This window comes from Polaribacter sp. OB-PA-B3 (assembly GCF_054589375.1).
Genome location: NZ_BAAIIX010000001.1, coordinates 719,921 through 740,902, shown reverse-complemented (window position 1 = coordinate 740,902; position 20,982 = coordinate 719,921). Strand labels below are relative to the sequence as shown.

At 30.4% G+C, this 20,982-nt stretch carries 14 protein-coding genes and 1 tRNA gene; 7 read left to right on the top strand and 8 right to left on the bottom strand.

The window, feature by feature from the left end; genetic code table 11:
• Positions 1-57: 57 nt before the first annotated feature.
• The 3 genes from ilvD to ACYPV9_RS03105 all read right to left on the bottom strand — a co-directional run bounded on the left by ilvD (position 58) and on the right by ACYPV9_RS03105 (position 4,365).
• Positions 58-1,734 carry a dihydroxy-acid dehydratase gene (ilvD, locus tag ACYPV9_RS03115; RefSeq protein ID WP_459741561.1) on the bottom strand — a complete coding sequence of 559 codons (1,677 nt, stop codon included), beginning with the start codon at positions 1,732-1,734 and terminating at the stop codon, positions 58-60.
• A 315-nt stretch (positions 1,735-2,049) separates the two neighbouring features.
• On the bottom strand, positions 2,050-3,171 hold the full coding sequence (gene leuB, locus ACYPV9_RS03110) for a 3-isopropylmalate dehydrogenase (RefSeq protein ID WP_299062147.1): 1,122 nt from the start codon (positions 3,169-3,171) through the stop codon (positions 2,050-2,052).
• A gap of 18 nt (positions 3,172-3,189) precedes the next feature.
• A complete protein-coding gene (locus tag ACYPV9_RS03105) occupies positions 3,190-4,365 on the bottom strand; it encodes a 2-isopropylmalate synthase (protein ID WP_459741560.1) in 1,176 nt (391 codons plus the stop codon).
• Between the two features lie 132 nt (positions 4,366-4,497).
• Here ACYPV9_RS03105 and ACYPV9_RS03100 point away from each other — a divergent pair, with 132 nt between their 5' ends.
• The 4 genes from ACYPV9_RS03100 (at position 4,498) to thrC (ending at position 11,075) form a co-directional block, all read left to right on the top strand.
• A complete protein-coding gene (locus ACYPV9_RS03100) occupies positions 4,498-6,057 on the top strand; it encodes a hypothetical protein (protein WP_299062153.1) in 1,560 nt (519 codons plus the stop codon).
• A 318-nt stretch (positions 6,058-6,375) separates the two neighbouring features.
• A complete protein-coding gene (thrA, locus tag ACYPV9_RS03095) occupies positions 6,376-8,814 on the top strand; it encodes a bifunctional aspartate kinase/homoserine dehydrogenase I (protein ID WP_459741559.1) in 2,439 nt (812 codons plus the stop codon).
• A gap of 4 nt (positions 8,815-8,818) precedes the next feature.
• Positions 8,819-9,748: a homoserine kinase gene (locus ACYPV9_RS03090; protein ID WP_459741558.1), complete on the top strand. Its 930-nt coding sequence runs from the start codon at positions 8,819-8,821 to the stop codon at positions 9,746-9,748.
• A gap of 43 nt (positions 9,749-9,791) precedes the next feature.
• The gene (gene thrC / locus ACYPV9_RS03085; RefSeq protein WP_459741557.1) at positions 9,792-11,075 is read left to right on the top strand and encodes a threonine synthase; all 1,284 of its coding nucleotides are present in this window, start codon (positions 9,792-9,794) and stop codon (positions 11,073-11,075) included.
• A gap of 69 nt (positions 11,076-11,144) precedes the next feature.
• On the opposite strand, the gene ACYPV9_RS03080 is transcribed toward thrC, so the two are convergent.
• The 3 genes from ACYPV9_RS03080 to ACYPV9_RS03070 form a co-directional block, all read right to left on the bottom strand.
• Positions 11,145-11,543 (bottom strand): VOC family protein, encoded by a 399-nt coding sequence (locus ACYPV9_RS03080; RefSeq protein WP_459741556.1) that lies wholly within the window; start codon positions 11,541-11,543, stop codon positions 11,145-11,147.
• A gap of 115 nt (positions 11,544-11,658) precedes the next feature.
• Positions 11,659-12,177: a DUF421 domain-containing protein gene (locus ACYPV9_RS03075; protein WP_459741555.1), complete on the bottom strand. Its 519-nt coding sequence runs from the start codon at positions 12,175-12,177 to the stop codon at positions 11,659-11,661.
• 81 nt (positions 12,178-12,258) lie between these two features.
• A tRNA-Gln gene (locus tag ACYPV9_RS03070) sits at positions 12,259-12,330 on the bottom strand.
• Between the two features lie 172 nt (positions 12,331-12,502).
• Between ACYPV9_RS03070 and ACYPV9_RS03065 the strand changes: the two genes are divergently transcribed.
• The gene (locus ACYPV9_RS03065) at positions 12,503-15,616 is read left to right on the top strand and encodes a glycosyltransferase family 117 protein (RefSeq protein WP_459741554.1); all 3,114 of its coding nucleotides are present in this window, start codon (positions 12,503-12,505) and stop codon (positions 15,614-15,616) included.
• A gap of 7 nt (positions 15,617-15,623) precedes the next feature.
• Positions 15,624-16,268 (top strand): polysaccharide deacetylase family protein, encoded by a 645-nt coding sequence (locus ACYPV9_RS03060; RefSeq protein ID WP_299062182.1) that lies wholly within the window; start codon positions 15,624-15,626, stop codon positions 16,266-16,268.
• A 108-nt stretch (positions 16,269-16,376) separates the two neighbouring features.
• Here ACYPV9_RS03060 and ACYPV9_RS03055 read toward each other — a convergent pair whose 3' ends face one another.
• Both ACYPV9_RS03055 and ACYPV9_RS03050 read right to left on the bottom strand, forming a co-directional pair.
• Positions 16,377-16,670 (bottom strand): thioredoxin family protein, encoded by a 294-nt coding sequence (locus tag ACYPV9_RS03055; protein WP_299062185.1) that lies wholly within the window; start codon positions 16,668-16,670, stop codon positions 16,377-16,379.
• A gap of 87 nt (positions 16,671-16,757) precedes the next feature.
• Positions 16,758-17,978, bottom strand: a complete 1,221-nt coding sequence (locus ACYPV9_RS03050) for a metallophosphoesterase (RefSeq protein ID WP_459741553.1) — start codon at positions 17,976-17,978, stop codon at positions 16,758-16,760.
• Positions 17,979-18,133: 155 nt separating this feature from the next.
• Between ACYPV9_RS03050 and polA the strand changes: the two genes are divergently transcribed.
• Entirely contained in the window at positions 18,134-20,980 is a 2,847-nt protein-coding gene (polA, locus tag ACYPV9_RS03045; protein WP_459741552.1) for a DNA polymerase I, read from the top strand.
• Positions 20,981-20,982 lie beyond the last annotated feature (2 nt).

The following is a 20,982-nucleotide window of genomic DNA, read 5'->3' as shown; positions in this document are numbered from 1 at the left end:
CAATGACATTCTCATCTTTCTTTTAACCTCTTATTTCTTATAACTTTTTTTTACAGTTTACAAATCAGTTACACATCCTTTAGATGCAGATGCCACTGTTTTTGCGTATTTGTATAAAATTCCTTTTTTATGCTTTAAATCTGGTGCAACCCAATTTGCTTTTCTAGCTGCTAATTCCTCATCAGAAATTAACACATTAATAGAGTTATCTTCTGCACTAATTCTAATCTTATCTCCTGTTTCTAAAATTCCGATAGCACCACCGTTCTGTGCTTCTGGCGTAATATGACCAACTACAAAACCATGGGTTCCTCCAGAAAAACGACCATCTGTAATTAAAGCCACAGACTTACCTAAACCAGCTCCCATAATTAATGAAGTTGGTTTTAACATTTCTGGCATACCAGGACCTCCTTTTGGCCCCACATACCTAATGACGACTACATCACCTTTTTCTACTTCTCCGTTAGAAATACCTACATTTGCAGCTTGTTCACCATTATAAACCACAGCTTTACCCTCAAACAACAAACCTTCGTTACCAGAAATTTTTGCTACTGCACCTTCTTCTGCTAGGTTTCCATACAATATTTGTAAATTTCCCGACGACTTTAATGCTTTATCCTTAGGAAAAATAACGTCTTGCTCTTCAAACTCAATTGCCTCTACATCTGCTAAATTTTCTGCTAATGTTTTTCCCGTAACCGTCATACAATCTCCATGTAAATATCCATTTTGAAGTAAATATTTCATAATAGCAGGCGTACCGCCAACCCCATGAACATCTTCCATTAAATATTTACCAGAAGGTTTTAAATCTGCAATTAAAGGTGTTCTATCTGAAACTCTTTGGAAATCTTCTAAAGTAAACTCGATATCTGCGGCATGTGCAATTGCTAAAAAATGTAAAACTGCATTTGTAGAACCACCTAATGCATTAACTAAAGCGACTGCATTTTCTAACGACTTTTTAGTAATAATATCTAAAGGTTTTAAATCTAATTCTAATAAATTTTTAATTGCTCTAGCTGTTCTTTCTGCTTCTGATAATTTATTTGGATTTTCTGCCGGTATTGAAGAATTATAAGGCAATGCAAAACCCATACATTCTATAGCAGAAGCCATTGTATTAGCAGTATACATTCCGCCACAAGCACCTGCACCAGGTATTGCTCTTTTAATAATTTCTCTATATTCTTCTTCTTCTATTTCTCCAGCAACTTTTTGTCCTAAAGCTTCAAATGCAGAAACAATGTTTAATTTTCTTCCTTTATAATTTCCAGATGCAATAGAACCACCATACATCATTATTGCTGGTCTATTTAAACGTAACATAGCAATTATAGATCCTGGCATGTTTTTATCGCAACCAACAATTGCAACAACCGCATCATAACTCTGGGCATTCATAACAGTTTCTATAGAATCTGCAATAATATCTCTAGACACTAAAGAATAGTTCATACCAGAGGTACCCATAGAGATACCATCAGAAACACCAATAGTATTAAAACCTAAACCAACCATATCTGCAATATTACATTCAACTTTAACCTCGTCTTTTAAACGATTTAAATGCATATTACAAGGGTTACCATCATAACCTGTACTGGCAATACCAACTTGAGCTTTACTCATATCTTCATCGGTTAAGCCTACTGCATATAACATTGCTTGAGATGCTGGTTGAGATTCGTCTTGTGTTAATCTTTTGCTATGTTTATTTAATTCCATTTATTGTTTTCTTCAATTTATTGACTAAATTACTATGTTTCTCTATTTACATTGCATAAAATGCAATGAGACCGTTTACATTCAGGAATTCTAATTAGTATTTAAATTACTGAATATAAGTGTTTTAACCGTTTTTTATTATGACATTCAACTTTTGAAAAAATCATAAAAAAACCTTCCATTTAAAGTGGAAGGTTTATTATAAAAATATAAATACAACTTCCTGATCAAATCGCAATAATTACGATGACGCTAATAATTGAAATAATATTTAAAAATGATTTATTCATGTTTTTTCTATCAGAATTCTAGGGATTAAATAATAGTACTTTGCCCCATATGAATATTCTTAAAATTAAGATTACTATCTTCTTGATTAGAAATGTAATCTGCTATAAAATCTCCTACTTTAGATGTTGATGCAGGATATTTATTTTTACCCTTAATATCTTCTGTAGTAATTCCTAATAATAAAGATTTTTCTACCGCTCTCTCAATAGCATCTGCTTCTTCATGCAGCCCTAAATGTTCTAACATCATAGCTGCGGATAAAATTGACGCTAAAGGATTTGCTATATCTTTTTCTTTTGCTTGCGGAAAAGAACCATGAATTGGCTCAAACAAAGCGTTTCTTTTACCTAAAGATGATGAGGCTAATAAACCAATAGAGCCTCCAATAACACTAGCTTCATCAGAAATAATATCGCCAAATAAATTTTCGGTAAGAATTACATCGAATTGTTTAGGGTTTAAAATTAATTGCATTGCAGCGTTGTCTACAAACAAAAATTCTAACTTAACATCTTTATATTGTTTTGCTATTTCGGTAACTGTTTTTCTCCATAAACGTGAAGTCTCCAAAACATTTGCTTTATCTACTAAAGTAACTTTTTTTCTTCTAGTTTGTGCCGCTTTAAAAGCTAAGTGAGATATTCTAGATATTTCTTCTACATCATAAGAACAACCATCAAACGCAGATTTACCATCTTCGCTCACTTCTTTTTTTCCAAAGTAAATTCCGCCAGTTAATTCTCTAAAAATTGCAATATCTGTTCCTTTTATAATTTCTCTTTTTAGTGGAGAATTTTTAATTAGACTATCATAAGCTTTTACAGGTCTAACATTACAAAAAAGACCTAATGTTTGTCTTAGTTTTAATAATCCTTGCTCTGGTCTTACTTTTGCTGATGGATCGTTGTCATACTTTGGGTCTCCAATAGCGCCAAATAAAATTGCATCTGCATTTTTACATGTTTTTATGGTTTCATCTGGCAAAGGATTTCCTGTTGCATCAATAGCACATGCGCCCATTTGCGCTTCTTCGTACAAAAATATATGATCATACACTTCTGCAATAGCATCTAATGCTTTTTTTGCTTGATTGGTAACCTCTGGACCAATACCATCTCCGGGAATTACTGCTATTGTATATTTCATACCTTTATTATTAAATTGTTAGGCCATTGCTATTTTAGAAGTTTTATTTACTTCTTTCATTATATTATGAATGTCTTGATCTTTTACTTCTTTTTGTTTGTCTGCTGTTTCTAAAAAAGAACTATATGCTTCGTCTAATTGTACTTTTGTTAATTCGTAACCAATCTTTTTAGCTCTATAAGCTAATGCAGCTCTACCACTTCTTGCTGTTAGAACAATAGCACTTTCTGTAACACCAACATCTTCAGGATCCATAATTTCATAGGTTTCTCTATTTTTAATAACACCATCTTGATGTATACCAGAACTATGTGCAAATGCATTTGCACCAACTATTGCTTTGTTTGGTTGCACAGGCATACCCATACTTTCTCTAACCATTATAGAAGTATCGTATAATAATTTTGTATTAACCGTTGTTTCTAAATTAAGATATGGATGTTGCTTTAAAACCATTACAACTTCTTCTAAAGCTGTATTACCTGCTCTTTCGCCAATACCATTAATTGTACATTCTATTTGTCTTGCTCCGTTAATAACCCCAGCAATAGAATTTGCAGTAGCCATACCTAAGTCGTTATGGCAATGACAAGATAAAATTACATTCTCTATCCCTTTTACATTTTCTCTTAAGTACTTAATTTTTGCACCATATTCTTCAGGCAAACAATAACCTGTTGTATCTGGAATATTTAAAACTGTTGCTCCTGCTTTTATAACTGCTTCACAAACTCTTGCCAAATACTCATTATCTGTTCTACCAGCATCTTCTGCATAAAACTCTACATCATTTACAAAAGATTTAGAATAAGAAACCGCTTTAACAGCCCTTTCTATAACTTGTTCTCTTGTAGAATTAAATTTAAATTTTATATGAGAATCACTAGTACCAATACCTGTATGAATTCTAGGATATTTTGCGTTTTTTAACGCTTCTGCTGCAACCTTAATATCATTTTCTACAGCTCTTGTTAAACCACAAACGGTTGCATTTTTAACAATTTTAGCAATTTCTGAAACCGAATTAAAATCTCCAGGACTAGAAACAGGAAAACCAGCCTCTATAACATTTACACCCAATAAATCTAATCTTTCTGCAATTACTAGTTTTTGATTAGTGTCTAATTTACAACCAGGAACTTGCTCTCCATCTCTAAGGGTTGTATCGAAAATTTGTACTTGATTGTCTTGCATAATTTATATAAAGATTGTCCTTATTATAAATCAAATATATATCTTGCCTTTCCAATCTATTTATTAATTTTAGGTAATACACGATTTCTAAAACAAATCAAAAATATTTAAAAAACTGATTATCAATAAATTATGAGTAAAATCATTACATCCGCCAATCAACAAAATGATGCTTTATTTGTTCTTATTAAGTCTTTAACAAAGTCTGAAAAGAGACAATTTAACCTATATGTAGGTAGATTAGGTGGTAATATTGATGCAAAGTTTTTTTCTTTATTTAAGTTTTTAGAAAAACTAAAAGTTTATGATGAAAAAGTAATAATTGGAAGCGGAATTGTATCTAAACAACAACTTTCTAATTTAAAAGCGCATCTATATAAACAAATATTAATTAGTCTTCGTTTAAACCCTGCACACAAAAATGTAAGAATTCAAATAAGAGAACAACTAGATTTTGCAACCGTACTTTATCAAAAAGGTTTGTACAAACAGAGTTTGAAATTATTAGAAAAAGCCAAAAACATGGCTTTAGATAATGAAGAAAAAAATATTGCGTACGAAATAGTAGAATTAGAAAAGGTAATAGAAACACAGTATATTACAAGAAGTATTAGCACAAGAGCAGATCAATTATCTGTGCAAGCAAAAGAGCTAAGTCAGCAAAATGTTATCGCTAGTAAACTTTCTAATTTATCATTACAATTATATAGTCACTTATTACAAAATGGCTATGTAAAAAACGAAGAAGAACTACTGTTTGTAGAGAAGTACTTTAACAGCAAAATGCCCAAGTACAAATATCAAAACTTAGGTTTTAGAGAAAAGCTTTGGTTATATAAAGCTCATTTATGGCATAGTTTTTTGATTCAAGACTTTTTATTAAGTTATAAATATGCTAAAAAATGTGTCGATCTATTTGATAGCTCTAAACTAATTAATTTACACCCAGTATTTTACTTAAAATCTAAAAACTATCTTTTAGAAGCTTCTTTTCTAGTAAAAAAAACATCAACATTTAAAGAAGAGTTGACTGCTTTTGAAAATGAAATAGACAATAAAGAAATTCCGTTAAACACAAATACAGAATTGCTAATATTTTTGTATTTCTACTCTAATAAACTACACCTTCACTTTTTAGAGGGTACTTTCGAACAAGGTGAATATTTAGTAGACATTATAAATGATAAAATAGAAAAGTATAAAAATAGATTAGACAATCATTACGTTGTATTACTATATTACAAAATTGCGTGCTTGTATTTCGGAATGGGTAAAAACAGATTATGTATTGCCTATTTGCAAAAGATTATTAAGTCTAAAAATTTAAGTTCTGCAGAAGACTTACAATGTTTTGCTCGTATTTTAAACTTAATTGCACATTACGAATGTGGTTTAGATTACGATTTAGAAAGACAATTTGTAGATACCTATAAGTTTCTATTAAAAATGGAAAACTTACAAGAAGTACAGAAAGTATTTTTAACATCTATAAGAGATTTAAGCGATGTTTTTCCGCATGAAATAAAAAATGAATTCAAAAAAATTCATGCAAAACTTAAAGTATTCGAAAATCATCCTTACGAAAAAAGAGCTTTTTTATATCTAGATATTTTATCTTGGTTAGAGAGCAAAATCGAAAATAAATCTATCGCTACAATAATTAAAGAAAAATCAAAATTGATTTCAAAATAATTTAATATTTATATTTTTAATAGCTAAATTTTATTGATTCCACATAAATTAATCAAAAACCTAAAATAATTCTCATTATTTAAGTTGCTATTAAATATAAATAATACATTTGTTGCGTGAGTAATTCTAATTTAAATACAAAAAACTTAAAAACTATTTCTATAGTTGGTATTTCTATGGCTACTATTACACGCACATCTTCTACAACAATTACCCTTTAGGGGTTTTTCTATATTCATATCACTTTAGGTTATACATAATTTCGATTTATCGAAGTTACATCAATAAAAAATAAATTACACAAACTATTCATTACCAATGAAAGTATTAAAATTTGGCGGATCATCTGTCGCAAGCTCAGAAAACATAGAAAAAGTTTTAGCCATAGTTGCTAAAGAATCTAAAAACGAAAAAGCAGTTATTGTTGTTTCTGCTTTTGGTAAAACCACAGATAAACTTTTAGCAGCAGCTAACGAAGCTATTATTGATATCAATATTGCTAAAAACACTTTAGAAACTATAAAAAGTTTACACTTTGAAGTTATAGAAAACCTTATCAAAAAAGATATAGATGCAGTTTCTAAAGAAGTTGCTGATTTGTTTAAAAGATTGAATTCTATATATGAAGGCATCTTTTTACTACAAGAATTATCTGATAAAACATTAGCAAAAGTTGCTAGTTTTGGCGAAAGACTATCTTCTTTTATTATTGCCAATGCAGCAAAAGAAAGTTTAAACGCAAGCCATAAAGAAAGTAGAGATTTAATAATTACAAATAACAACCATCTTAACGCGCAAGTTAATTTTAAAATTTCTAACGAAAACATCAACACCTACTTTAATAACAACAATAATCAAGTTGTTGTTTTAGGCGGGTTTATTGCATCTAATTCTGATAAAGAAACTACTACTTTAGGCAGAGGTGGTTCAGACTTTACGGCATCTATTTATGCTGCTGCACTTAACGCTACTGAATTACAAATCTGGACAGATGTTAGCGGAATGTATACTGCAAATCCTAGAATTGTAAAACAAGCATTTCCTATTTCAGAAATTTCTTATGAAGAAGCAATGGAATTGTCTCATTTTGGAGCAAAAGTATTATATCCACCAACAATTCAGCCATCATTAAGAAAAGAAATTCCTATTCGAATTAAAAACACTTTCGACCCAGAAAATAGCGGAACTCTGATTTCTAAAAACCCAAATAATATTAATGGTGTTAAAGGAATTTCTCATATCGAAAACATTAGTTTAATTACTTTAGAAGGTGGCGGAATGATTGGAATACCAGGTTTTTCGAAACGTTTATTCGAAACACTTTCTCAAGAAAAAATAAATGTAGTTTTTATAACTCAGGCCTCTTCAGAACACTCTATTTGTGTTGGTGTTTATGAAGACGATGCTTTAAAATCTAAAGAATTATTAGAAGAAACTTTTAGCATAGAAATTGCTAGAAAAAAGATAAAACCAATTATAGTAGAAAATGATTTGGCAATTATTGCTGTTGTTGGAGAAAGCATGAAAAACCATCAAGGTTTAAGCGGTCAAATGTTTAGCGCACTTGGTAGAAACAATGTAAATGTTAGAGCAATTGCACAAGGATCATCAGAAAAAAATATTTCTGCGGTAATCAATAAATATGATGCAAAAAAAGCTCTTACAACTTTACACGAGCAATTTTTTGAAGAAAAAGTTAAACAATTAAACCTTTTTGTTACAGGCGTTGGTAATGTTGGCGAACGTTTTTTAGCTCAAATTAATCAGCAAAAAAAGTTCTTAAAAGAAAACTTAAAATTAAAGATTAAAGTTATTGGTATTGCAAATTCTAGAAAAATGTTTTTTGATGAGAGTGGTATCAACTTAAAAAACTGGAAAAAAGCTTTAAATAATGGAGAACCTACAAGTCTAAATAGTTTCTATGATAAAGTTAAAGCTTGCAACCTAGTAAACAGTGTTTTTGTAGACAATACCGCAAACAAAGAAGTATCAGAAGTTTACGAAAAATACTTACGAGAAAGTATTTCTGTAGTGACTTGTAATAAAATTGCTTGTGCATCTAGCTTTAGTAATTACAAAACTTTAAAGCAAGTTTCTAGAAAATACAATGCATCGTTTTTATTTGAAACAAACGTTGGCGCTGGTTTACCTATTATTGATACTCTTAAAAACTTGATAAACTCTGGCGATAGAATTCATAAAATTCAAGCAGTTTTATCTGGTAGCTTAAACTTTGTTTTTAATAATTTTGATGAAGATGCAACTTTTCATGATGTTGTTGCAGAAGCTCAAAAAGAAGGTTATACAGAACCAGATCCAAAAATTGATTTAAGCGGTGTAGATGTTGCTAGAAAAATTTTAATTTTAGCAAGAGAAAGTGGTTATAATTTAGAATTAGAAGACATTAAAAACAATTCTTTTTTACCAAAAGAAAGTCTTGCAACCTCTAATAATGATGATTTTTATGATTCGTTAACTAAAAACGAAACGCATTTTCAAAATATATTTCAAGAAGCAAACGACAAAGAATGTAGATTAAAATATGTTGCCGAGTTCGAAAACGGTAAAGCAAATGTTGGTTTGCAACATATTTCTGCAGATCATCCTTTTTACAACTTAGAAGGTAGCGATAATATTGTACTTTTCTTTACAGAAAGATACCCAGAAAACCCATTAATTATTAAAGGTGCTGGTGCTGGTGCAGATGTTACTGCTTCTGGTATTTTTGCTGATGTTATTAGAATAGCTAATCAATAAAATAATGAATTATCTAAAAATATTTTCTCCAGCAACTGTTGCAAATGTTTCTTGCGGATTCGATTCTCTTGGCTTTGCTGTTGATGCCATTGGCGATGAAATGACATTTACAAAAACTCAAGAAAAAAAAGTTAAAATAACAGATATTACTGGCGCAAATTTAACCTATAACGTTGATAAAAATGCAGCAAGTGCGGTTGTAAAAAAAATGTTAGAAGATGCCAATGCAGATTTTGGGGTAGCATTAACAATTCACAAAGGTTTTTCTCCCGGAAGCGGATTAGGTAGCTCTGCTGCAAGTGCAGCTGGTGCTGCTTTTGGCGCAAATAAATTACTAAACAATAAGTATTCTAATTTAGAACTTACAAAATTTGCTATGTTTGGTGAAGAAGTTGCATGTGGCTCTGCAATTGCAGATAATGTTGCTGCCGCAGTTTATGGTGGTTTTGTACTGGTTAGAAGCTACGAACCTTTAGAAATTATAAAACTACCTGTACCAAATGAGTTAAGAGCTGTTGCTATTCATCCGCAAATAGAAGTAAAAACAAAAGATGCTAGAGAAGTTTTACCATCTAAAATAGCCTTAAGTGATGCCGTAACTCAATGGGCAAATGTTGGCGGGTTAATTAGCGGTTTGTACACAGATAATTATCAATTAATAAGTAATTCTTTAGTTGATATTATTGTAGAACCTCATCGCAAAAAATTAATTCCGTTTTTTGACAATGTAAAAAACAGTGCTACAAAAGCTGGTGCTTTAGGAGCAGGAATTAGTGGTTCTGGTCCAACAATTTTTGCACTTTGTAAAGGTGATGTAATTGCCAACAAAGTATATCAAAGCATCAAAGAAACTTACAAAGACACAGGTATCGATTTTGAAATGTACATTTCGAAAGTAAACCCTGATGGTATGAAAATATTAAATAGTAATTAGTTGAACGCATAAACACAACTAAAAACTCAAAAAACTTAAAAAAATGAACTATTACAGTTTACATCATAAATCACCAAAATCAACTTTTAAAAATGCGGTTGTACAAGGTTTAGCTAAAGATAGAGGAATATATTTTCCTGAAAATATCACACCACTTTCTAAAGATTTTATAGAAAACATATCCGATTATACCAATCATGAAATTGCATATGAAGTAATTAAGCAATTTGTAGGAGATGAAATTCCGACAGAAAAATTAAAAGAGATTATTGCAAATACAGTTTCATTCGATTTTCCTTTGGTAAAAGTTGATGATAATGTTGCGTCTTTAGAACTTTTTCATGGCCCTACAATGGCTTTTAAAGATGTTGGTGCCAAATTTATGGCACAATGCTTAGAGTATTTTAATAAAGACAACTCAGAAGAAGTAACAGTTTTAGTTGCTACCTCTGGCGATACTGGTGGCGCTGTAGCTAATGGCTTTTTGGGCGCAAAAGGTGTAAATGTGGTTATATTATATCCATCAGGCAAAGTAAGCGATATTCAAGAAAAGCAATTAACAACTTTGGGGCAAAATATTAAAGCTTTAGAAGTAGAAGGTGTTTTTGATGATTGCCAAGAAATGGTGAAAACTGCTTTTTTAGATGAAGAAATAACTAAAACCTTAACCTCTGCAAATTCTATAAATGTAGCAAGATGGCTACCACAAATGTTTTACTTTTTCTTTGCTTATAAAGAATTACATAAGCAACATAAAGAAATTGTTTTTTCTGTTCCTAGCGGAAACTTCGGAAATATTTGTGCCGGAATTATGGCTCAGAAAATTGGTTTACCTGTTAAACATTTTGTTGCCTCTACAAATGTTAATGATACAGTACCAAATTACTTAAAAGATGGTGTTTACAAGCCAAAACCATCAAAAGCAACTATTTCTAATGCAATGGATGTAGGAAACCCTAGTAATTTTATAAGAATTCAAGAACTATTTAACAATGATTTAGGGGCTTTAAAAAATGCTTTTTCTTCTTACAGTTTTTCTGATGATGAAACAAAAGCGACAATGAAAGAAATTTATAAAAACTCTGGTTATGTTGCAGATCCTCATGGTGCTGTGGGATATTTAGGCTTAAAAAAACATGGTTTAAAAGAAAGCGAATTTGGTGTGTTTTTAGAGACTGCACACCCTGTTAAGTTCTTAGATGTTGTAGAAGAAACCTTGCCTGTAAAAGTTGAAATTCCTTCGCAGATAAAAAAAATAATCAATAATAAAAAAGTTGCGTTAAAAATTTCTAATTATCAAGATTTAAGAGTTTTTCTTTTGAAATAATTACTTTTAAAAGCATAAAAAAAGGATTGCAGTTGTGTTGCAATCCTTTTTTTATGTTATAATAGATATTTAGTTTTTAACATTTACCATCCAATTAATTCCGAATTTATCCGTACATCTTCCGTAAAAACCCCATTCTCTTTCTCTAAATTCATGATGCACAATTCCGCTTTCAGATAAACTTTTAAAAACGTTTTCTGCAGATTCTTTATCGTTTAAATCTACACTCATATGCACTTGGTTACCAGAATTAATAGGAGTATCTGGCGAAGCATCATACGCCATAAAGTTAACTCCTTTTCCTTTTAACTCTGCATGTTGTAATTTATTTCTATAAGTAGACGGAACATCAATTTTTTTATCTTCATAAGTAATTCTATTTTCTACTTTCGCATCAAATAATTCTCCATAAAAATTTAATGCCTCTTGGCAGTTTCCGTTAAATGTTAAATAAGATTGTATTTTCATTTTTCTAAATTTTAAAGATTAATATTCTATTTAAACTCAAAAATAGATTACTAATACCTTATGCTTTAGCTTAAATGATTTTTATATTAACGCTATCTATAAATGAATAAAATAATCAATCTAAAACATCTTTAACCAACCAATCGTCTACAGATAATTTTTCTGATGAGTGTAATACAGAAATATCTCCAGTAGTTTCAAACACTACTGCTTTAACTTGTGATAGCTGTAAAACATTTGCTTCTCTTAACTTCGCTCTCAAATCACCTTCGGTAACTTGTGCTTTTTTAAGGTTATCCCACAAAATCTCACTATTTTTCATCAGATATAAGGGTTCATTGTCTACAATTTTTCTAAAAAACTGAAATCTTCTTAAATAAGCTGTTATAGCTTGTAATACATATACTGTTGTTAACCCAAAAACACCTTCAAATAAAGAAACAGACTTAGAAAGTAATGTTGATGCGATAATAGAGCCTATTGCAATTGTACAAGCAAAATCGAAACTAGACATTTTAGAAAAGCTACGTTTACCAAATAATTTTGTAAGTACTATTATAGACACATAAACGCCCAAACAAGATATAAATATGAATTGAAGTGTATTGTAATTGGTCAGAATCCATTTATTCATAACATTTCTTTTTAGTGAACAATATAACATTTTTTAAAATGCAAAAAGTCCTAACAAATTTAATCTGTTAGGACTTCTTAGTTGGCCTACAAGGACTCGAACCTTGAATGACGGTACCAAAAACCGGAGTGTTGCCAATTACACCATAGGCCAATGCTTTAATGCGGGTGCAAATTTAAAACTTTCTTTTAAACCTGCAAACATTTTTAAATATTTTTTTTCTTTAACAAAGATTTAAGACGTTTTTTGAATGTAAATAAACACTTTTAAATGTTTATAAATTTATTTATTGTTAAATTCGCCCACACATTATTAAGTTTTTCTTATGACATCAGCAAACTTTAAAAAATGGAATATCATTTTAGGATGGTTCACATTTGTAATTGCGCTAATAACCTACTCTTTAACAATAGAACCAACAGTTAGTGCTTGGGATGTTGGAGAATATATTGCTACTTCTGTAAAACTAGAAGTTGGGCATCCACCGGGTGCTCCTTTATTTCAAATGTTAGGTGCATTTTTCGCAATGTTTACTAGTGATGTGAGTGAAATCGCAAAAATGGTAAACTTTATGTCTGCTCTGGCTAGTGCATTTACTATTTTATTTATGTTCTGGACAATTACCAATTTAGGTGAAAAATTAGCATTAAAATCAAGTAAATTAACAGACGGTAGCTATATAGCAATATTAGGAAGTAGTATTGTAGGTTCTTTAGCCTATACATTTTCAGACAGTTTTTGGTTTAGCGCCGTAGAAGGCGAAGTATATGCAATGTCTTCTTTTTTAATGGCAATTTTATTTTGGTTAGGCCTAAAATGGGAAAGTGAATTACATACTGCACGTGGTAACAAATGGCTAATTTTAATTAGTTTTGTTGTAGGTTTATCTTTCGGAGTACACATTTTATCATTACTTGTAATTCCTGCAATTGTAATGTTGTATTTCTTTAAAACCTACAAAAACATCAATCTAAAATCTACAGCAATAGCAACGGTTATATCTGTTTTTGTTTTAGCTTTTGTTTTTAAGTTTTTATTTCCGTTTACACTTAAGTTTTTTAGTGCTTCAGAATTGTTTTTTATCAACACAATTGGCTTACCATATAACTCTGGTAGTATTATTGCTGCAGTAATTTTAATTGCTCTTTTCTTCTTCGGATTAAAATACACTCGAAAAAAGAAAAAAGTACACACAAATACATTAATCCTTTCTGTTTTGTTTATCATGATTGGTTTCTCTTCTTGGATGATGTTACCAATTAGAGCAAATGCAAATACTACAATTAACGAGAATAATCCATCAAGTGCTAGAGAATTACTAGCATATTACGAACGTGAGCAATACGGTGATGCAAATGTATTTTACGACACTTATTATTCTAATAGTTACAGCAGAGAACAGGATGCATCTAACCCTTTAAAGGACGACAAACCAAAATACGAAAAGAAAAATGGTAAATACGTTATAGTAAATAAGTACAAAAACGTTGTGCCTAATTATTCTGATAAGCATAAAGGCTTTATCCCAAGAATGGTAGATCCTGCATCTCAAGAAATGTATAAAAAAATTGCCGGCATTCCTTTAAACAGTAAAAGAAGACCCACTTTTGGTGAAAACCTAAAGTTTATGTTTAGCTATCAATTTGGTTACATGTATGGCCGTTATTTTATGTGGAATTTCGCAGGAAGACAAAACGACATTCAAGGTCGATTAGATTTATTTAACGGAAATTGGATTAGCGGAATCGATGAAATCGACGAAGTTAGATTAGGTTCTCAAAAACAACTTCCTTCTCAAGTATTAGAAAATAAAGGTAGAAACAAATATTATTTCTTACCCTTAATTTTAGGTTTGATTGGTTTATTTTTTCAAGTAAAATGGGACAAAGAAAATTTCTTTACGCTTTTCTTATTTTTTGCTTTTACAGGTTTTGCAATTATATTTTATACAAATCCAAAACCTTTTGAACCTAGAGAAAGAGATTATGCAGTGGTAGGAAGTTTCTACATTTTTGCAATATGGATTGGTTTTGGAGTTTTAGCTCTTTATGAATACTTAAAGAATGTTGCTAACAAAAAAACAATTGCAATTGTAGTATCTGTAGTTTCTTTATTAGCAGTACCAACGTTAATGGCTTCAGAAAACTGGGACGATCATGATAGATCTAACAGATATACAACTCGTTTAAATGCACAAGCCTATTTAGAAAGTTGCGACCCAAATGCCATTATGTTTACAATTGGAGATAATGATACATTCCCGCTTTGGTACATGCAAGAAGTAGAAGGTATTAGAACAGATTTAAAATTAGTAAACACAAGTTTATTTGCTACAGATTGGTATATAGATCAAATGAAAAGAGCAACTTATGATGCTCCTCCGATTCCTTCTCAATTAAAACACGATCAATATAAATATGGTAGTTTAGATATTGCTTACTATTTCGATGAATTAAGAGTAATTCCAAAGGATTCTGCAATAAATATTAAGGATTTTATGAGATGGATTGGAAGTAGTAATAGTCGAACTTTTTATGATTTAGAAGGTGACGACGATCCAGAAAAAATACTTCCAACTAACAATATTAGAATTCCTGTAAATAAAGAAAATGTTTTAAAAAGCGGAATTGTTGCACAAAAAGATGCAGACAAAATTGTAGATTATATAGATATTACTATTGATGATAGAGGAATTACTAAGAATAGAATTTTAATGTTAGATATCTTAGCAAATAACGACTGGAAACGCCCAATATACTTTACTGGTGGTGCAAATGCAGATGAAGAATATATTTGGTTAAAAGACTATTTACAGTTAGATGGTTTGGCTTTTAAATTGGTTCCTATTAAAACACCAGCAAAATATATAGACGAAGCTGGCAGACCAAGAGAAGTAAGTTTATTTGATATTGGTAGAATAGATGCTGATAAAATGTACGCCAACATTAATAAACTAGAGTGGAAAAACATAAATAACGGCGAAATCTATTTAGACGAGCAAACTAAAAGAAATGCAATTTCACTTAGAAACAGTTTAATGCGCTTGTCTGATGCATTTGCAAAACAAGGTGACACAATTAAAGCAGTAGAAGTATTAGACTTATCTTTAAGCAAAATGCCTATTGAAGATTTTGATCACTACAGCTTATCTTTGGGATACCCTGAAATGTATTATAATTTAGGAGAGAACAACAAAGCAAAAGCAACAGCAGAAACACTAAGCAGGTTAATTATAGAAAAACTAACTTGGTTGAGTACGTTTGATAAAAATGATAGTGATTTAATTTTTGATGAAATAGATCAATCTTTATACATGTTTAAAAACTTAATAGATCAAGTAGAAAGAGGTAGTAACGACAAAGATTACGTTTCTAAAATACAGACAGACTTTATGGATACTGTAAAACTTTTTGGGCATTTAATGCCAGACGAAGAGTAATACAAACATGAAAGCATATTTCCCCAGAACGCCAGATTTTATAATGAGATTATTCTCTAAATACATCTGGCGTTTTTCTTTAGAAAAAAAAGAGGTTTTTTTAACTTTTGATGATGGCCCAACTCCGGAAATTACAAGATTTGTTTTAACTGAATTGAAAAAACACAATGCAAAAGCAACTTTCTTTTGTATTGGAAAAAACATTGAGAATGAACCTGAAATTTTTAATGAGATAATTTCTGACGGACATACAATAGGTAATCATACTCAAAATCATTTTAACGGCTGGAAAAACGATACATCTGTATATATTGATAACGTTTTGGCTTGTGAAAAAAGCATATTAAAACACTCTAAATTAAATTCTGACTCTAAATTATTTAGACCGCCTTACGGAAAAATAAAAAAATCGCAAGCTAGTGTTTTAATAGAAAAAGGCTTTAAAATAATTATGTGGACGGTTTTATCTGGAGATTTTGATATAAAGTTATCTAAAGAGAATTGCTTACAAAATGTTTTAAAAAACGTAAACAACGGAAGTATTATTGTTTTTCATGATAGCATAAAAGCTGCTGAAAAAGTTACTTATGTATTACCAAAAGTACTAGAAAAACTATCTAAACAAGGTTTTGTTTTTAAGGCTATAAAATAATTGCAATAAGATAAAAGTTAGCAGATAGTCTAGCCCTGATTGAGCGGCATGTTTGAGCTCTTTTCTAGGAACGAAGAAAAAGCGAGTAGCGAAAGCAGGAAATAGCTTCTAAAAATACTGTTGCACTAAGCCAATTAAAGTATTTGCATCTTGATAACCTGTTTGGCGCCATTTCATTTCACCATTTTTATAGATCATAAAAGTTGGGTTTCCTTTGACACGCAAAGCATCTGCAAGAACTTCGTTTTTATTAATGTCTATTTTAATAACTTTTGCTCTATCACCTAAAGCTGCTGCTACACTTCTTAAAGTTTCTACTGTAGTTTCTGCATCTGAAAGTTCTGCATAAAAATCTATAAGAACAGGTTTTTGTACACTAATTAATTCTCCAAATTTTGTCATAATATAAGTTTTTTAAGAGGTAAAAACGTATAAATTAGTCAATTGTTAATTCACAAATATAAGAAATCTATTTGAATAAGCTGATTATCAAGCTTTTTTAAGTTCTATTACAGTAATTTCTGGCCAAATACCAACACGACCAGGAAACGCATGATAACCAAAACCTCTGTTTACATTTATAAATCTACCAGCTTCTTCATACAAACCTGCCCATTGTTTGTAAACAAATTGAGAAGGACTCCATTTTAACCAACCCGGAATTTCGATCCCCATTTGCAAACCGTGCGTATGACCACTTAATGTTAAGTGATAATTAAAGTCGTCTTTTTTAACAATTTCTTCCCAATGACTAGGATCATGAGACATTAAGATTTTAAAATCTTCTTTTTTAATATTTTTTGATGCTTTTTTTAAATCTCCTGCTTGGTTAAAACCTTTACCCCAATTCTCTACACCTAAAAGTGCTATTTTCTGTCCATCTTTTTCTAAATATCGATGTTCATCTAACAACAAATCGAAACCTATCTTTTTATGAATATCTTTTACTTTTTGGAAGTTATCTATTTTGTCTTGCGGATTTTTCCAATCCATATAATCTCCATAATCATGATTACCTAAAATAGAATATTTACCTTCTTTTGCTTCTAACTTATCAAAAACATCCATCCAATTATCCATTTCATCGGCTTTGTTATTTACAATATCTCCTGTAAACAACATAATGTCAGATTTTTGTTGATTGATTAAATCTACACCGTATTTAATTTTTTCTTTATTTGTAAAACTCCCCGAATGAATATCGGAAATTTGGGTAATTGTAAAACCATTAAAAGCATCTGGTAAATCTTTAAAAGATAGTTGGTATTTTAAAACTTTATAATTGTATTTACCTTGTATAATACCATATATAAAAGATGCAAAAGGTATTGCCGCCAAACCTAAAGCCAGTTGCGATATAAACTTTCTTCTACTTGCCAAAGGTTTTGTATCTTCTGATGAAATGGCAGAAATTAATTTTAAAAACCATCTGTAAATGTCTTCTCCAAACATAAAAAGCAACACAATAATTTTAGGAATTAAAACCGTTAGCAATAAACCCATTGCCATTTGAAATTGTGGTGTTTGCCCCTGACCTCTATCATAAGTTAGTGCAACATATAAAAAGTTTGCATACACAGCTACACTTATAAATAACCATGCAAAACGAATAATTTTATTTTTAGAAATTGTTTTAATTGCCTGAAAAGCATAAAACTCTAATAAGATAATAATGGCAAATAAAATAACAAGTCTAATTATCATTTTCATGAAGAATCTTTATTTAAAAAATATTCGGTAAAGATAAGCGTTATAATTTCGTTTGAATTTTAATAGCATGTTAAAGTTTTGTAGCTTTACTGCAACATCTGTAGTGACTAATATTTTCACTCATTTCCAATAAATTTATTATCAAAAATTAGATTATGTCAGATCAAAAAAGAGTTTTTTTAGTAGATGCATTTGCATTGATTTTTAGAGGATATTATGCTTTTATTAAAAATCCGAGAATAAATTCTAAAGGTTTAGACACCTCTGCAATAATGGGTTTTATGAACTCTCTTTTAGACGTAATTAAAAGAGAAAGACCAGATCATTTAGCAGTTTGTTTTGATAAAGGAGGTAGTGTAGACAGAGTAGAAATGTTTGAAGCCTACAAAGCCAATAGAGACGAAACACCAGAAGCCATTAAAATTGCTGTACCCTACATTCAAGAAATCTTAAAAGCTATGCACATACCTATTATGGTAAAAGAAGGTTTTGAGGCAGATGATGTAATTGGTACGCTTTCTAAACAAGCAGAAAAAGAAGGTTATAAAACTTTTATGGTAACACCAGACAAAGATTTTGCACAATTGGTTTCTGAAAATATTTTTATGTACAAACCTCGTTTTGGCGGTGGTTATGATATTTGGGGAATACCAGAAGTACAAGAAAAATTTGGCGTAGAAACGCCAGAACAAGTAATTGATTTTTTAGGAATGATGGGCGATTCTGCAGACAATATTCCGGGATTACCAGGTGTTGGAGAAAAAACTGCCAAAAAGTTTTTAACTGCTTATGGTTCTATGGAAAACCTTTTAGCAAATACACACGAGCTAAAAGGTAAAATGAAAGAAAAGCTAGAAGCTAACGGAGAATTAGGTTTACTTTCTAAAAAACTAGCCACAATTATGCTAGATGTTCCTGTAACTTTTCATGCAAAAGATTTTGAGTTAGACCAACCTGATATAGAAAAAGTAACTGAACTTTTTAACGAACTAGAATTTAGAAATTTATTAGTAAACTTTACAAGAACTTTTGCCGTTGAAAATGCAGAAAAAGTTAATTCTGCAGAAAACTCATCCGAAGAAAAAGTAAAAACTGTTGCTAAAAAAACAGCTACTGCACCAGAAGGTCAATTCGATTTATTTGCAGCACCAGGTTCTGGTAGTGTTTCTGATGCCGAAATTGCATCTGGATTTAAAACGATAAAAAACACAGATCATTTTTATCAACATATAGATTCTCCTTTATCTAGAAAATTATTAATTAGAAAGTTAATGGAACAAACTTCGGTTTGTTTTGATACCGAAACTACTGGCTTAAAAGCTTTAGAAGTAGAATTGATAGGAATTGCATTTTCTTTTGAAAAAGGAAAAGGTTATTATGTTTCTTTTCCGGAAGATCAAGAGGAAACAAGATTAATATTAGAAGAATTTAGACCATTTTTTGAATCTGAAATTGAAAAGATTGGTCATAATATTAAATATGATATTAAAGTTTTATCAAATTATAATATGCCAGTAAAAGGTAAATTGTTTGATACCATGATTGCGCATTATTTAATCAATCCAGATATGCGTCATAATATGGATATGTTGGCCGAAACCTATTTAAATTATCAACCTGTTTCTATAACAGAATTAATTGGTAAAAAAGGTAAAAATCAACTTTCTATGCGTGTTGTACCTATTGCAGACCAAACAGAATATGCTGTAGAAGACGCAGACATTACTTTTCAATTAAAACAACTATTTACAACAGAATTAGAAAGTGGTAATGTTACCAAACTTTTTAATGATATAGAATTACCATTGGTATCTGTTTTAACGGCAATGGAAATTGAAGGTATTAATGTAAATACAGATTTTCTTAAAGAACTTTCGATTGCTTTGTCTGATGATATTAATCGTTTAGAAAAAGAAATTTATGAGCAAGCTGGCGAAGAGTTTAATATTGCATCACCTAAACAATTAGGTATTATACTTTTTGAGAAATTAGAACTAGTTAAAAAGCCTAAAAAAACTAAAACAGGCCAATATAAAACTGGTGAAGATATTTTATCATTTTTAGCTAAAGACCATAAAATAATTAGAGACATACAAGAATATAGACAATACAAAAAACTGCAAAGTACTTATGTAGATGCTTTACCAAACGAAATTAATGCAAAAACAGGTAGAATTCATACAGAATACATGCAAGCGGTTGCCGCAACAGGTCGTTTAAGTTCTAACAATCCTAATTTACAAAATATACCAATTAGAACAGAACGTGGTAGAGAAGTTAGAAAAGCTTTTGTTCCTAAAGATGATAATCACGTTTTGTTAGCTGCAGATTATTCGCAAATAGAATTAAGAATTATTGCAGCATTAAGTGAAGAAGAAAACATGATAAATGCTTTTAAAAACGGTGAAGATATTCATGCTTCTACTGCTGCAAAAGTTTTTAATGTTGCTTTAGAAAATGTTACTAGAGAGCAACGTAGCAATGCCAAAACAGTAAACTTTGGTATTGTTTATGGTGTTTCTGCTTTTGGTTTAAGTAATCAAACAAATTTATCTAGAAGCGAAGCCAAAGAATTAATTGACACGTATTACGAAACGTATCCTAAATTAAAGGCATACATGACATCTCAAGTAGAATTTGCAAGAGAACATGGTTATGTAGAAACAGTTTTAAATAGACGCAGGTATTTAAAAGACATCAACTCTAGAAATGCGATGGTTAGAAGTGGCGCAGAAAGAAATGCTGTAAATGCACCAATACAAGGTTCTGCTGCAGATATTATTAAACTTGCCATGATAAATATTCACAATCGTTTCGAGAAAGAAAACTTTAAATCTAAAATGCTTTTACAAGTGCATGATGAATTGGTTTTTGATGCACACAAAGAAGAACTAGAAATAATTAGACCAATTATAAAACACGAAATGGAAAACGCTTTTAAAATGAGTGTACCATTAGATGTAGAAATAGATTTAGGTGAAAATTGGTTAGAAGCACATTAAAG

Excerpts from the sequence above, each read along its gene's own strand:
- ilvD (WP_459741561.1), bottom strand. The coding sequence starts at position 1,734 with ATGGAATTAAATAAACATAGCAAAAGATTAACACAAGACGAATCTCAA.
- leuB (WP_299062147.1), bottom strand. The coding sequence starts at position 3,171 with ATGAAATATACAATAGCAGTAATTCCCGGAGATGGTATTGGTCCAGAG.
- ACYPV9_RS03105 (WP_459741560.1), bottom strand. The coding sequence starts at position 4,365 with ATGCAAGACAATCAAGTACAAATTTTCGATACAACCCTTAGAGATGGA.
- ACYPV9_RS03100 (WP_299062153.1), top strand. The coding sequence starts at position 4,498 with ATGAGTAAAATCATTACATCCGCCAATCAACAAAATGATGCTTTATTT.
- thrA (WP_459741559.1), top strand. The coding sequence starts at position 6,376 with ATGAAAGTATTAAAATTTGGCGGATCATCTGTCGCAAGCTCAGAAAAC.
- ACYPV9_RS03090 (WP_459741558.1), top strand. The coding sequence starts at position 8,819 with ATGAATTATCTAAAAATATTTTCTCCAGCAACTGTTGCAAATGTTTCT.
- thrC (WP_459741557.1), top strand. The coding sequence starts at position 9,792 with ATGAACTATTACAGTTTACATCATAAATCACCAAAATCAACTTTTAAA.
- ACYPV9_RS03080 (WP_459741556.1), bottom strand. The coding sequence starts at position 11,543 with ATGAAAATACAATCTTATTTAACATTTAACGGAAACTGCCAAGAGGCA.
- ACYPV9_RS03075 (WP_459741555.1), bottom strand. The coding sequence starts at position 12,177 with ATGAATAAATGGATTCTGACCAATTACAATACACTTCAATTCATATTT.
- ACYPV9_RS03065 (WP_459741554.1), top strand. The coding sequence starts at position 12,503 with ATGACATCAGCAAACTTTAAAAAATGGAATATCATTTTAGGATGGTTC.
- ACYPV9_RS03060 (WP_299062182.1), top strand. The coding sequence starts at position 15,624 with ATGAAAGCATATTTCCCCAGAACGCCAGATTTTATAATGAGATTATTC.
- ACYPV9_RS03055 (WP_299062185.1), bottom strand. The coding sequence starts at position 16,670 with ATGACAAAATTTGGAGAATTAATTAGTGTACAAAAACCTGTTCTTATA.
- ACYPV9_RS03050 (WP_459741553.1), bottom strand. The coding sequence starts at position 17,978 with ATGAAAATGATAATTAGACTTGTTATTTTATTTGCCATTATTATCTTA.
- polA (WP_459741552.1), top strand. The coding sequence starts at position 18,134 with ATGTCAGATCAAAAAAGAGTTTTTTTAGTAGATGCATTTGCATTGATT.